The organism is Streptomyces parvus (assembly GCF_014648875.1).
Taxonomy (GTDB): Bacteria; Actinomycetota; Actinomycetes; order Streptomycetales; family Streptomycetaceae; genus Streptomyces; species Streptomyces parvus.
Genome location: NZ_BMRY01000003.1, coordinates 336,463 through 347,811 on the forward strand (window position 1 = coordinate 336,463; position 11,349 = coordinate 347,811).

Annotated in this window: 15 protein-coding genes and 1 tRNA gene; 4 read left to right on the plus strand and 12 right to left on the minus strand. The window is 70.5% G+C overall.

The features are described 5' to 3' along the window. Window positions 1–91: 91 nt before the first annotated feature. The 11 genes from IE140_RS11775 to IE140_RS11825 all read right to left on the minus strand — a co-directional run bounded on the left by IE140_RS11775 (window position 92) and on the right by IE140_RS11825 (window position 7,668). Window positions 92–1,345 carry a DUF3631 domain-containing protein gene (locus IE140_RS11775; protein WP_150193424.1) on the minus strand — a complete coding sequence of 418 codons (1,254 nt, stop codon included), beginning with the start codon at window positions 1,343–1,345 and terminating at the stop codon, window positions 92–94. Continuing rightward, window positions 1,342–1,692, minus strand: coding sequence for a hypothetical protein (locus IE140_RS11780; RefSeq protein WP_229826751.1), 351 nt, complete (start codon window positions 1,690–1,692; stop codon window positions 1,342–1,344). The genes IE140_RS11775 and IE140_RS11780 overlap by 4 nt, the downstream gene beginning before the upstream one ends. Beyond that, window positions 1,689–2,600: a bifunctional DNA primase/polymerase gene (locus tag IE140_RS11785; protein WP_167533440.1), complete on the minus strand. Its 912-nt coding sequence runs from the start codon at window positions 2,598–2,600 to the stop codon at window positions 1,689–1,691. The genes IE140_RS11780 and IE140_RS11785 overlap by 4 nt, the downstream gene beginning before the upstream one ends. Window positions 2,601–2,684: 84 nt before the next feature. Then, window positions 2,685–2,951: a hypothetical protein gene (locus IE140_RS11790; RefSeq protein WP_167533441.1), complete on the minus strand. Its 267-nt coding sequence runs from the start codon at window positions 2,949–2,951 to the stop codon at window positions 2,685–2,687. Window positions 2,952–2,966: 15 nt separating this feature from the next. Further along, a complete protein-coding gene (locus tag IE140_RS11795) occupies window positions 2,967–4,742 on the minus strand; it encodes a MarR family transcriptional regulator (protein WP_150193426.1) in 1,776 nt (591 codons plus the stop codon). A 255-nt stretch (window positions 4,743–4,997) separates the two neighbouring features. Beyond that, on the minus strand, window positions 4,998–5,453 hold the full coding sequence (locus IE140_RS11800) for a hypothetical protein (protein ID WP_189460352.1): 456 nt from the start codon (window positions 5,451–5,453) through the stop codon (window positions 4,998–5,000). Beyond that, on the minus strand, window positions 5,450–5,797 hold the full coding sequence (locus IE140_RS11805) for an RRQRL motif-containing zinc-binding protein (RefSeq protein WP_150197816.1): 348 nt from the start codon (window positions 5,795–5,797) through the stop codon (window positions 5,450–5,452). Before IE140_RS11805 ends, IE140_RS11800 begins: the two co-directional genes overlap by 4 nt. Next, on the minus strand, window positions 5,794–6,792 hold the full coding sequence (locus IE140_RS11810) for a DUF2637 domain-containing protein (protein ID WP_150197814.1): 999 nt from the start codon (window positions 6,790–6,792) through the stop codon (window positions 5,794–5,796). The genes IE140_RS11805 and IE140_RS11810 overlap by 4 nt, the downstream gene beginning before the upstream one ends. Beyond that, the gene (locus IE140_RS11815; RefSeq protein ID WP_150197812.1) at window positions 6,789–7,118 is read right to left on the minus strand and encodes a hypothetical protein; all 330 of its coding nucleotides are present in this window, start codon (window positions 7,116–7,118) and stop codon (window positions 6,789–6,791) included. The genes IE140_RS11810 and IE140_RS11815 overlap by 4 nt, the downstream gene beginning before the upstream one ends. After that, window positions 7,115–7,411 carry a DUF6303 family protein gene (locus IE140_RS11820; RefSeq protein ID WP_150197810.1) on the minus strand — a complete coding sequence of 99 codons (297 nt, stop codon included), beginning with the start codon at window positions 7,409–7,411 and terminating at the stop codon, window positions 7,115–7,117. The genes IE140_RS11815 and IE140_RS11820 overlap by 4 nt, the downstream gene beginning before the upstream one ends. Further along, window positions 7,411–7,668, minus strand: a complete 258-nt coding sequence (locus tag IE140_RS11825) for a DUF6284 family protein (protein ID WP_150197808.1) — start codon at window positions 7,666–7,668, stop codon at window positions 7,411–7,413. The genes IE140_RS11820 and IE140_RS11825 overlap by 1 nt, the downstream gene beginning before the upstream one ends. Window positions 7,669–8,262: 594 nt before the next feature. Between IE140_RS11825 and IE140_RS11830 the strand changes: the two genes are divergently transcribed. The 3 genes from IE140_RS11830 to IE140_RS11840 all read left to right on the plus strand — a co-directional run bounded on the left by IE140_RS11830 (window position 8,263) and on the right by IE140_RS11840 (window position 9,896). Further along, window positions 8,263–9,069: a GntR family transcriptional regulator gene (locus IE140_RS11830; protein WP_150197806.1), complete on the plus strand. Its 807-nt coding sequence runs from the start codon at window positions 8,263–8,265 to the stop codon at window positions 9,067–9,069. Beyond that, the gene (locus IE140_RS11835) at window positions 9,066–9,731 is read left to right on the plus strand and encodes a YdcF family protein (RefSeq protein ID WP_150197804.1); all 666 of its coding nucleotides are present in this window, start codon (window positions 9,066–9,068) and stop codon (window positions 9,729–9,731) included. Before IE140_RS11830 ends, IE140_RS11835 begins: the two co-directional genes overlap by 4 nt. A gap of 76 nt (window positions 9,732–9,807) precedes the next feature. Then, window positions 9,808–9,896, plus strand: a tRNA-Ser gene (locus IE140_RS11840). A gap of 152 nt (window positions 9,897–10,048) precedes the next feature. Here IE140_RS11840 and IE140_RS11845 read toward each other — a convergent pair. Beyond that, window positions 10,049–10,351 (minus strand): RNA-binding protein, encoded by a 303-nt coding sequence (locus tag IE140_RS11845; protein ID WP_189460354.1) that lies wholly within the window; start codon window positions 10,349–10,351, stop codon window positions 10,049–10,051. A gap of 570 nt (window positions 10,352–10,921) precedes the next feature. On the opposite strand from IE140_RS11845, the gene IE140_RS11850 reads away from it, so the two are divergent. After that, on the plus strand, window positions 10,922–11,269 hold the full coding sequence (locus tag IE140_RS11850) for a hypothetical protein (RefSeq protein ID WP_032776606.1): 348 nt from the start codon (window positions 10,922–10,924) through the stop codon (window positions 11,267–11,269). Window positions 11,270–11,349: the final 80 nt, after the last annotated feature.

The following is an 11,349-nucleotide window of genomic DNA, read 5'->3' on the forward strand; positions in this document are numbered from 1 at the left end:
TCAGGGGCCTGCGTTTGTGGCGGATGGCGGTCGTGTGGCGGATAGGTGCCGCCACATCCGGGGGTGTGGCGGCACCTGGTGGCGTTGGAGGTCAGCCCGCGACGGGGAAGAGCGGTGTGGCGGTTTCCGCAGACATGTGGCGGGTGGTCGTGGCGGTATCCGCCACGGATTCACCCCTGCTGACCTGCGGTGTGGCGGCTGTGGCGGATGTTGCGGATTCCTCGGGGGGCGGGGGGCAGTACCGGGTCCAGGCGTCCGTGAGGTCTTCCGCGTAGTAGCCCTTGGGGGTGCCGGAGGCGGTGCGGATGCCGCGCGGCTTGATGGGCTTGATGGCCGGGGTGACGTACTGGCCGAGCAGCTTGGCGAGCGTGCGGGAGTTCAGCGGCTTGTCGTCCAGGTCGCCCCAGGGGGCGTCGTCCATGCGGAGCAGGATTTCGAGGATGACGGCGGTGGGCACCCGGTCCGCGCCGCAGAACACGGTGTCGCGCAGGTCGGTCAGCAGCCGGACACCGAGGGATGCTTCGTCGTTGTCCTGACCGGCGTTGATCAGGTCCAGGCAGGCGGCCCGTGCGCGGGCGGGCCAGGTTCCGCCGGCCGCGTCCGCGACGGCGAGCAGGGGCTCCCATACGTCGGCGGGCCGGTCGGTGACCCCTTCGGGCATGTCGGGCCAGGCGTTGGCGACCTGGTCGCGGACGGTGTCGGCCCACTTCGCGACCTGGTCGCGCAGGGCGTGGCCCTGCTTCTCGTGGATGCGCTGGCGGTAGGACTCGACCTTCTCGTTGGGGGCCCGCTTGCGCATCCGGATGATGACGGAGCGGGTCAGGACGGTGTCGGGGAGGGAGCCGAGCCCGGCCATGGCGACGGCGCAGTAGGAGCCGAACACCTGGGCGTTCTGGTTGGAGCCGTCCCCGACGCACCGCAGGGCCCCGCCGATGCGCCGGTATCCGGCGTTCAGGAACCCGCGGAGCGCCTCGTCCGCCCCGGCCTTGGGGCCGAAGATGGTGTCCACCTCGTCGAACAGGACGGTGGGCAGCCCCTCGGCGGAGTCGACCAGCCGGTAGAGGGCGTTCGCGGACGCGGACACCGTGCTCATGGGGCGGGGGGTGAGCAGTTCCACGATCTCCAGCGCCCGCGACTTCCCCGACCCCGGTTCCGGGGAGAGGAACGCGATGCGCGGGGTGGTCTCGAAGCAGTCGATCAGGTGGGCGTGTGCGTCCCACAGGGCGACCGCGACGTAGGCGGACTCGGTGGGGAAGACGTTGAACCGACGGTGGAAGGCTTCCACCTGGTCGAGCAGGGCGGCACCGTCGATGGGTGCCTTGGGCTGCTGGGCGGTGGTGTTCATGCGGCGTTCCTCCGGTGCTGCTCGGTGTGCGGGCAGTGGTCGACGCGGGCGCGGGTGGTCAGTTCGGTGACGCGCTCCCGGCCCCGGGCGCGTTCGTGGTGGCCGCAGGCGCAGAGCCAGTCGGCGGCGGGGATCTGGTTGCGTCCGAGCCCGCGCACCGTGAGGCCGGGGCGGATGCCGGTCACGGTGACCGTGTGCGGGTCAGGGAGAACAGCAACGCGGACGCCTCCGGCGACGCCTTTCGGCTCGCCACCGGTCATCCGTGCTGAGGCGGCGTTGGCGGCCTGCGGGCGGTTCGGGGTGGCAGGCAGGCTCTTAAGGCGGGGATTCCTGGGGGTGGTGGTCATGCCGGTCGCCCGGGGTTGTTGGCGATGGACCAGTTCAGAGCGCTCGCCACGGCGGCGCGACACTCGTTCTCCCGGAGTCCGGCCGCCAATCCCGCCGAATTAAGAGCCTGCTCGACCTCAGTGCGGGCGAGGTCGCCGGACGGGATGAACCGCCCCAATGCGCGGGCGGCCCGCACCAGCGTCCAGTTCCGCACACCCTCCCCAGCCCCGGCCACGGTCGCCGTTTCGGCCCTGAGCGCCGCTGCGGCGTACCTCGACGCCCGAACCGGCGCGGGCGCGGCCGTCAATGCCCGAGAGGGCTGACGGTGCGTCAGGGAGGCGTGAAGCCATTCCGGGAGCGGTACGGGCTCGGTGGGGTCGACCACGTCGTACGTGCCGTTCGGGAGGGTGCTTCCGGCGGCGACGACGTAGCCGCCGTGGGCGCGGGTGTCGATGTGCTTGCCGAGCTTGCCCGCGCTGTTGCCGAGCCGGACCCCGGGTGGGGCGGTGAAGTACAGGTGGTGTCCGCCGCTCGCGGTCCGGGTCCGGTAGGTGGCGGGGACAACCTGTCCGGCGCGCTCGCAGAGCGCTTGCAGGGAAGTGACGCCGTCAGGCGTTCCTTTCGGGTCTTTCGCCTTGACCGGGTCCAGGTCCACCACGACCAGCCCGGACGGCCCCGTGGCCAGACCGACGTTGAACGCCCCCGCCGTCCAGGCGCCGCGGATGCGGTCGGGGTCGGTGGTGGCCCGCTGCTCCCACTTCCGGTGCCCGTCCGCGCAGTCGCCGGTGCCGGGGCAGGCGGTCTCTCCGTGGAGGGCGGGGCGCTTGTCTCCGGGGCGGAGGGGGAAGACGTTCCACCCGCGCTCGGCTGCACTCAGCGCGGCGGAGAGGAGGTCGGGCACTCGCCCGGTGGGGGGGTGTTGGGTCATGCTGGTGTCTCCAGTTCTGTGAGAAGTGCTGGCAGACGAGGGCGGCCCCAGACTTTGGCGAGGCGGGGGCCGCCCTCGTGCATGTCAGAAGGGCGGTTCGACGTTCCACGGGTCGCGCACGCCGCGGCGGCGGCGACGGATGCGGGGGAAGCGGAGCAGGGTCCAGCGGCGGGTTTCGTCCCAGCAGGTGCAGGGGTCCCAGTCGGTGCCGGCGTACTCGCCTTCGTGGTCGCCGTAGTCGTAGGCGAACCCGCCGTCGCCGTCACAGCGGGGGCAGCCAGGGTCGGGGGTGTCGGTCAGGATCAGGGTCCGGCGGTCCCACCCGATGACCTGGATACGCAGTCGGGGCATGGTCGGTTCCTCCGGTCAGGCGGCCTTGTCGGCGGTGAGTCCGCCGTCCGGCTGGCGGGTGATGTGGCCGGTGTCGGTGAGGCGCTTGACGGCCTTGGACACCGTCCCCTTGGACAGCCCGGTCGTCTCGGCCAGGTCCTTCTGCCGTACCGGTGCTGCGGCGGTCTCGATCGCGTCGAGAATCCGGGCGTCCGTCCCGTCCACGGCCGCCACGACCGGGGCGACGGCGGTGGGCTTCACGAGGGTGAGCGTCGGTGCCGCCCCGGTGGCGGCGGTGGGTGTGGTGGTGCGGGACCAGATGGGCTGGTCGGGCAGGTTGATGACGACGGCCTTGTCCATGTAGCGGACCTTGACCGGGTCGGGGCCCCGCTTGCCGTCGCGGATGAGCGCGACGCCGGGGGCGGGGAGTTCGTCCGCGTTCCAGCCCTTGGCCTGTGCGTCCTCACCGAGGACGACGCGGGCTTCGGCGGGGGTGCGGACGGCGAGGCAGATCGAGGTGCTGATCTGCGGGGCGATCTGCTTGGGGACGCCGTCGCCGATGGTGGGCTTCTGCGTCATCCACCACAGGTCGATGCACGCCGCCCGGCCCATGCGGGCGATCGACTCCAGCCCGGGCAGGGCGCTGCGGGTGCGGACCTTCGTCTTGCCGTCGGCGTCTTCCTCGGGGAAGGGGACCTTGTCGGCGGCGGTGACGACTTCCGCGCCCTCGTCGACGACGAGGGTGATGCGGGGCCTGTCGGGGGTGGGGCCCCAGGTGTCCTGGCCTTTGGGCAGGACGTTGAGCCGGTCGTGCATCTCGGCTTCCAGCTCGTCGACCACGGTGATGACGTCTTCGGGGGTGGAGGCGACGCGGGCGCGGTGGTCCCACAACCGGCCTTCGACGCGCTTGAGGTCGATGATGACGAGCGCGTTCGTGTCGCCCTCGGAGGCGTCGAACAGGAGCGGGCGGGACGCGACGCTCTTGCCTGCCCCGGACCGTCCCGCGATCAGCAGCCGTTCGCCCAGGGGGACGGTGACGTGTTCGCCGGTGACGGTGTCGATGCCGAGCGAGCGCCGCTCGGGCGCCCACAGGAGGTCGTCGCCATCAGCCGCGCTGCGGGTGCGCAGGGTCAGTTCGGCCCAGCCGCCTTGCTTCCCGGCCTTGATCTGGAACCGCAGCCCGGTGCGGGCACCGAGCAGGGCGCGGATGTGGTCTTCGGAGCCGCGCAGTTTGGTGGTGGTCCACTGGCCGTCGAGGCGGACCGCGACGACGATCCCGGACTCGGTCAGGCGCGGCCGGCCGGTCAGCGTCCCGGCAAGGCCGCGCTGTTCGGCGTGCTCGCGCCAGTGCTCGGGCTGGAGTCGCTTGAGCAGGTCGCGTTCCTCGGCGGTCGGCTCGATCGGGGAAGCCGCGGGGCGGTGCAGTACCGCCCACAGGATCGCCCCGGCGATGGCGACGCTCACGGCGACGACCGCCCACAGCCACACCCGCCCCGGGACGAGCGGCAGCCCGACGTATCCGGCGGCGGCGGTGACGAGCGCGGCCTTGGAGGCGAACAGCCACATCGGGTCGGGCACGCGCCGCTTGGCGGTGGCGAGTTCGCGCTCGGCGCGGTGGACCAGGCTGGTGACCTTCTGGGGGTCGGTGGCCTGCGCCTGTGCGAGAGCGGCGCGGGCGTCGCGGACCAACGGTTTGCGGGTGGCTCGTAGGGTGCGGCGGCGGTCGGATTCCTTGGACCAGCGGTCGGCGGTCCAGTGGGCGGCGGTGGCTGCGTACTGGCGGTGGGTCTGCCAGGCTGATGGGTGACTCACGGGTTCCTCTCCAAGGGCTATGAGTCGGTGGGGGCGGGCCCGGCATGGCCCGCCCTCACACGCGGGTGTGTGTACGCGGAGTAGTGGAGTTTCCGGTTTCCTGGTTTCCGGCAGGGGCCCCTACGCGTGTGCGCGCGAGACGGGAAACTTCCGTCACCCTGCGTCGCTACGGGGGTCCTGACGGCCGAACAGGGGTCGGGGGGTCTCAACCCACCCGGAAGGGGGCCCGGCGCGCCTGTGGGGCGCTGGGCGGTTTCAGTGGGTGGAGCGGCCGAACCACCGGTTGTGAACGGTGGTGTTGTGCACCGTCGTCGGCCGTCCGGCACCGAGGATGGTGGGGGCGATGCGGGAGGCGACGACGGCGATGGCGGCCCACATCACGAGCGACCCGAGACCGGCGGCGGCGCTCACGAGCTGACCAGCACCGAGGAGAAGCTGACCGGCACCCCACCCGGCACCGCCGACGAGCAGGCCGCCGGCGGCGATGCGCTGGGCGCGCGGGTCGAACAACGGCAGGGGGGTCAGGTCACGCGGTGGGTAGATGGCGGGGGTGGTGGGCAGGTGCTCGCGGAGCACGGCGACCATGTTCCCGTCCGGGCCGGGGACGTAGACGACCGTCCCGGCCCGCTCGGTGTGGAGCTGCACCGTGCCGACGGTGGGGGTGGCCGGGGCGGTGAGCCGGGTCGGCAGGACGTGTTCGGCGGGGGTCATGGGGGCGTGTCCTTCCGGTTCGGCGGGTTGTCGTGGCAGGTGACGCACATGCCGAGCGAACGCGGGATGCAGTACCCGGCATCGGTTCGGCAGTTGGGGCAGGTGCGGCGGGCGAGCATCGCCGCAGCGAGCGCGGCGGCGCGGGCCGGGGTCATGGGGCGTACGGGCTTGGCCCGATCGACCCGGTAGAGGTAGGCGACCAGCGGGCCCCGGCGCCGGCGGGGGCGTTCGAGCTGGGCGGCCACGTCCTGACCACCCGGCCGCAGCCCCAGCGCGCGGAGCTGACGGCGGGTGGCCAAACCGTCCGGGGCGAGACGCCACCGGTAGCAGGGCAGGGCACTCACGACGCGCCTTCAAGGACGAGCCCGGCACCGTCGCGGTGTTCCTGGTAGCGGGCGGTCACCCAGCCGGTGGACCAGCCGCACAGCTCGGCGGCCTGCCGGATGGACAGCCCGGCGCCGAACGCGGCCCGGACCGTGGCCCGCGCCCGCTCCTCGCCCTGCTTCTCCGCAGCAGGCCCGGCGGACAGCAGCTCCTGCCGTTCACGCTCGGCCCGCTGCTGTTCACGCTCGCGCTCACGGCGCTCACGAGCCTCACGCTCCCGAGCCTCCAACTCACGGCGCTGGACGGTCTCGCGTTCAAGGCGTTCACGCTCGGCTTGCTGCTGTTCACGCATCTGTTCACGGCGTTCACGGGCCTCACGCTCGGCCCGCTCCCGTGCCTCGATCCGCTCGCGCTCCTCACGCCGGGCCGCGTCCTCGCGGGCGGTCTGTTCACGGGCGATCAGCGCCTCGTGCTCACGCTGTTCACGCGCCAACTGGGCGGCGTGCTCCCGCTCCTCACGTTGCCGCCGTTCCTGCGCCTCGCGGCGCTCGGTGGCGGCCTGCTCGCGCTCTGCCCGTTCGGCCTTGAGCTGGGCTTCACGGGCGCTCTGGGCTGCTGTGATGGCCCGCCGGTAGGCGAGTCCGGTCTCTGCGGTGACGATCAGAAGGAGCGGTGCGACCGCGTGGACAGCCGCCCCGACCAGGTCCTTCTTCAGCGCGGAGTCGGCCACGTTCAGGGCCAGGGTCATGCAGCCGGTCATCCATCGCAGAGCGATGGGCCACCGGCCGCCGTGCCCGCCCAACGCGGCCAGCACCGAGTCCAGGCGGACCACGATGACGACCGCCGCGTCCACGACGAGCGGCAGGATCGGGGCCGTCCACTCCCACCCCTTCGGGCTGTGCCGCTCCATCAGCGGCGTGACCGTGAGGATGGAGAACAGCATCGCGCCGCCCACGATCAGCCACGTCCCGACCGACAGGGCGCGTTCCGCTGAACGGATCTGAACAGCGTTCACGACGCCACCCCCACACCCGCCACGAGTGTCGGGATCTCGGCGTAGCCGACCAGGCGCAGCCGGACCCCCGTGAACACGGCGTGAGCGTCCAGGACGCGGGTGGTGCCCCGGCTCTGAACCTTGTGAACAACGGCCCAGGGGTCGATGCCCAGGGCCTCACGCCACGCCTCGAACGCGGCCAGGTCGTTGTGCGCCGACAGCTCCACCTGGTCGGGGAAGATGGTGGAGACGTGGACGTCGACGGCCGGCAGCTCCGGGAATCGGGCAATCAGGGACGCCAGGACCGTGACCGCAGCGGACAGCCCGCTCATCTTCGGCGCGCTCATGCCGCACCGCCCGACGACGTCACCGCGGAACGGTCGGCCACCGGGCGGACGGGGATCTTGGCGAACAGCCGCCGCCGGGGTGCGGGGGTGGCGTCCCACTTCCACTCGGCCCCGTCCCGGGCCGCGAAGCCCAGAGCGGCCAGGACCGCCTCGCGCTCGGGGACGGTCGGGACGGGCTCGGCGCGGTGGAAGCCGTGGACCGGCCACTCTCGCGGCTCGTAGCCGGTCAGGACGAACAGCTTCCAGGTCCCGGACGCGTCCAGGACCATGCGGGCCTCGGGCAGCAGCGCCATCACGCCACCTCCCCAGCGGCGGTGTTCGCCAGGGCTCGGCGGGCGGCCAGCACCCGCCGACGTGCCCGACGGATACGCCGCTCGTCCAGCTCCGTCGGCGTGCGGTCGATGGTCATGATCTGCGCGTCCAGCAGGTCGACGTCCGCCAGAATGGCGGGCATCTCCGTCTCGATCGCGTCCAGCTCCGCGTCCGACGGCTCACCGTCGAACGGGACAGCGGCCGTAACGGCCGCCTGAAGTGCTGCGATGCTCTCCATGGGTCTGTTCCTCTCAGACAGGAACGGCTCAACACGAACCCCCGGAGTTCCAGCTCCGGGGGTTCTCGCCGTTGGAACCAGCAACCCGGCTCCCCTCAGCCCCGCCCGTACAGCACCGCGTGAAGCGGACTGGACGGGCGGAGGAGGCAACCGGCGCGGCGATAGCCGCCGCGTTTCGGTGGAAGATGACCGGCCGCCCGCAGACCCCGCAGGACCTGACGCGTGAGGGTGGAACGGCGCTTCCCTGCCGGTCTTTCACGGGAGCGCCCGGATATGTAACTGCCTCACTTGATGACTCCTTCATGCCGCTGAACAGGGGATATGCACTGCAAGGGGGCCTCGCCCCCACTCTCCGGCCGTTGCTCGCGGTCGCCGGGCCACCTCGCCAGTCGGGCCGAAGCCCATTGCGTCCTACCTGGCCTTTAGCGGGATTGCAGCGTCCCCGCCCTCTGCGTTGGAGCAACCCAAAGAAGGCCCTCCCATGCTCGCTGTCCTAGGACTGTGAGGCACTGGTAAGACCATGGCGCACAGTCCCAGGACTGTCAACAGTCCTGGGACTGTGTTTCACTGGGACGCATCGAAGGGAGTTCGGCTGTGGCACCCAAGTGGCGCGAACTGGCGGATCGGATCGCGCAGGAGATCAGGAACGGCGAGCGCGCACCCGGGGATCAGTTGCCCCAGATCAGAGAGCTTGTCGAGGCTGGTGAAGGCTCGAAGTCCACGGTCCACCAGGCATACAAGGCGCTTGAGGCTGAGGGACTCGTGACGTCCTCACGTGGGCACGGCACGGTCGTGCGCCCGCGTGCTCGCCTCAAGCGGCTCGGCATCGCCCGGTACGACAAGGCGAAGTGGCGCGACGGTGATGAGGTCGCGTTCATTGCTGACCGCGTGGCATCGGGGCGCGCGTACAAACGCAATGAGCAGACTCAGACAGTGAGCCGTACGGAAGCGACTGCCCTCGTAGCCGAAGGGCTCGGCGTCCCGGTTGGGTCCGGGGTGTACGCGCGGGCCCGGCTGGTGAAGGAAGGGACACAGCCCACCCACACCCTGACCAGCTACTACCGTCCCGAACATGTCGAGGGCACTCGCATCGTCGATCCCGCACCGGGGCCCGCCGGCAGGGGCGGCGGGTACCGCGTCCTCTACGACGCCGGATACGAGATCGACCACATGAAAGAGGCGCTGTCCGCGCGCGTGCCGACGGCTGACGAGGTGAAGCTGCTACAGCTCCCCGTCGGCGAACCCGTGGTCGAACTGCACCGGACCACGTACACGGCGGACGGCACAGTGGTTGAGTTCGCTGTGGGTGTCCATGCTGCCTCCCGCTTCGCGTGGGAGTACGAGTTCGAGGTTCCCGATTCCGCGCGTCAACAGGGCAAAGACGAGGAAGGTTCGGCGTGATCTCCGTACAGGACTGGGACGACACCCAGCTTCTCTGGGACTACCAGCAGATGCACCACGAACCGCGCCCCTGCTCGGTCGGCATCGGTCTGGGCAGTCATGACCTGGGGGTAGCTGACACGACGGTGAGTCTGTTCCGGCGCGGCATGATGCCGCTGATCGTGTTCACGGGAGCGACCAGCCGGACCACTCGGGAACGCATGCCGCGCGGTGAAGCTGAGCACTACCGGGACCGTGCGGTCGAACTAGGCGTGCCGGCGGACGCCATCCTTGTGGAGCAGCACGCTCGCAACACCGGGCAGAACATCACCCTGTCCCGCTCGCTGCTCGAAGATCGCGGGATCGAGGTGTCCTCAGTGCTGTTGATCAGCAAGCCATACGAGGAACGGCGGGCCTACGCCACCGCCCGGAAGCTGTGGCCCGAAGTGGAGTTCGTCAGCGCTTCCACCCCGATGACGCTCCCCGAATACGTCGACTCGATCAAGGATCCGCGCCTTGTCATCGACATGCTTGTGGGGTCGCTGCAACGGCTGTTGGTCTACCCGTCGCAGGGCTTCATGATCTCGCAAGACGTGCCGGGCGATGTGGCGCGGGCGTACGAGCGACTGGTGTCGCGCGGCTTTACGAGCCGTCTCGTTCCCGAGGACGTTGGGAGCGCGTGACCCGCCTCGCGCCGCCCCTGCGGCCATCCTCCGGCCAACATGGGCGAGTGTGCGCGACGTAGTACGCCGAAGACGCAGGTCATGGCCCATCTGCTCGCGTGAAACCGGCTGGTCTTGAAAACCGTCGTGGCAGCGATGTCACCGTGGGTTCAAATCCCACACCCACCGCAGGCGAGAGGCCCCCGACCAGTACGTATGGTCGGGGGCCCTTCGCGTCACAGCGGGAGGCGGCACCAGGGCGTGTGTCGGAAGTGCTTCAGGTTGGCTGCTGTGAGTGCGCGGGGGCGGAGATACCGGGGCACGGGCTGTCGGCCGACTCAGAGATGATGGTTCCAGTCACTGAGCCTGATCCTCACCTGCCTGTTGTGCTCGGTGTGCCAGATGACCTCGCCACTGACCTGAGCCCCCAGCGCTGGAAGACGTGCATGGTGTGGCATGGACCCGATGTCTGCCATCCCGAGCGCGTTCGGCGCACCGTCGATGCGAATGAAGACCCCAAAGGGTCGGCAGATGGTGACCTGGCCCGTGATGTGAGTGCCCACGGGGAGAGCATCCTTGGTTGCTGACCACTCTCGGCAGACCTCGTCGGAGGGGCCATCGGGCCTGGCGTACTCGGTCACGAGTCCATCGTGTCAGGGGGACCCTTCGACCTCAATGAAGCATGCCCTGTGGAGGAGTTGGCGGGTCGGAGAACGGTGGGTCGGCCATACGTCGTCCAGCGGCCAGGGGCAGGCGGTCCCCGGGGCTCAGCAGGCGTCGCCGATCCAGTCCTCGTTGGTGCGGTGGCGGTTCAGCCCCACGGACTCGAACTCGTCCTAGCCCACACCCCTTTGTGCGCCGAGCCGCCTCAGAGTGTGCGAGACAGGGCTGACCGCCCGCGAGAGATCCTGCTTCGTCGGCTCGTCCAGCGGGCCCAGCGTGAGCGATCCGACGGCCCAGACGGCGGCTCGTTGCCTGCCGGCTACCCCGAAGTGCTCGGCCTCCACATGGGCGATGGGGTCTACCCCACCTCGCGCCTTCCCTCCACCGACTGGGGGTTCCGTTCTGGCGGATACACGAGAAGCGTCCCTCTTCGGAGCTGTCGGGCTGCTTGGCGGGCCCGTACCGGGGCATCAGCCCGGTGACGCGATCGGTAAGGCGTCGTGAGGTGTCCGGCGTGCGTCGCCGGGTGGGAGTGAGGAGACGTGGCTGTGGGCGATGTATGGGCGTTCGGGCGGGACAGTGGCTTCGTCGCGGGGCAGGTGCTCGTGGGCTTCGACGTGGAGTCCGCCGACGGGGTCATCGGGCATGTGGAGCGCCTGGAGGACGAGCCCGGCAAGCAGCACCTGGTGGTCGACACCGGGGTGTGGAAGTTCGGCAGGAGCGTGCTGATTCCGGCCGGGGCGGTGACCGTCGTGGATGGTGAGGAGCGGAAGGTGAAGGTCGCGGCGTCCCGGGAGGAGATCAAGTCGGCTCCCCGGTTCACCACCGACAGTGAGACGACCGACCATGGATATCTGGCCGAGGTCGGGGCGTACTACGTCTCCCTGCGGGGCTGAGCCGGCCAGGAGAACTCAGCGGTGCGGCCCCCTCCTCCGACCTCGGAGGAGGGGGCCGCACCGCTTCGCGGTCCCGTGAA

What these genes read in the sequence shown, in the direction of transcription:
- IE140_RS11785 (WP_167533440.1), bottom strand. Translation starts at nt 2,600, where the DNA reads ATGACCCAACACCCCCCCACCGGGCGAGTGCCCGACCTCCTCTCCGCC.
- IE140_RS11820 (WP_150197810.1), bottom strand. Translation starts at nt 7,411, where the DNA reads ATGGCGCTGCTGCCCGAGGCCCGCATGGTCCTGGACGCGTCCGGGACC.
- IE140_RS11825 (WP_150197808.1), bottom strand. Translation starts at nt 7,668, where the DNA reads ATGGAGAGCATCGCAGCACTTCAGGCGGCCGTTACGGCCGCTGTCCCG.
- IE140_RS11800 (WP_189460352.1), bottom strand. Translation starts at nt 5,453, where the DNA reads ATGACCCCCGCCGAACACGTCCTGCCGACCCGGCTCACCGCCCCGGCC.
- IE140_RS11780 (WP_229826751.1), bottom strand. Translation starts at nt 1,692, where the DNA reads ATGACCACCACCCCCAGGAATCCCCGCCTTAAGAGCCTGCCTGCCACC.
- IE140_RS11815 (WP_150197812.1), bottom strand. Translation starts at nt 7,118, where the DNA reads ATGAGCGCGCCGAAGATGAGCGGGCTGTCCGCTGCGGTCACGGTCCTG.
- IE140_RS11790 (WP_167533441.1), bottom strand. Translation starts at nt 2,951, where the DNA reads ATGCCCCGACTGCGTATCCAGGTCATCGGGTGGGACCGCCGGACCCTG.
- IE140_RS11775 (WP_150193424.1), bottom strand. Translation starts at nt 1,345, where the DNA reads ATGAACACCACCGCCCAGCAGCCCAAGGCACCCATCGACGGTGCCGCC.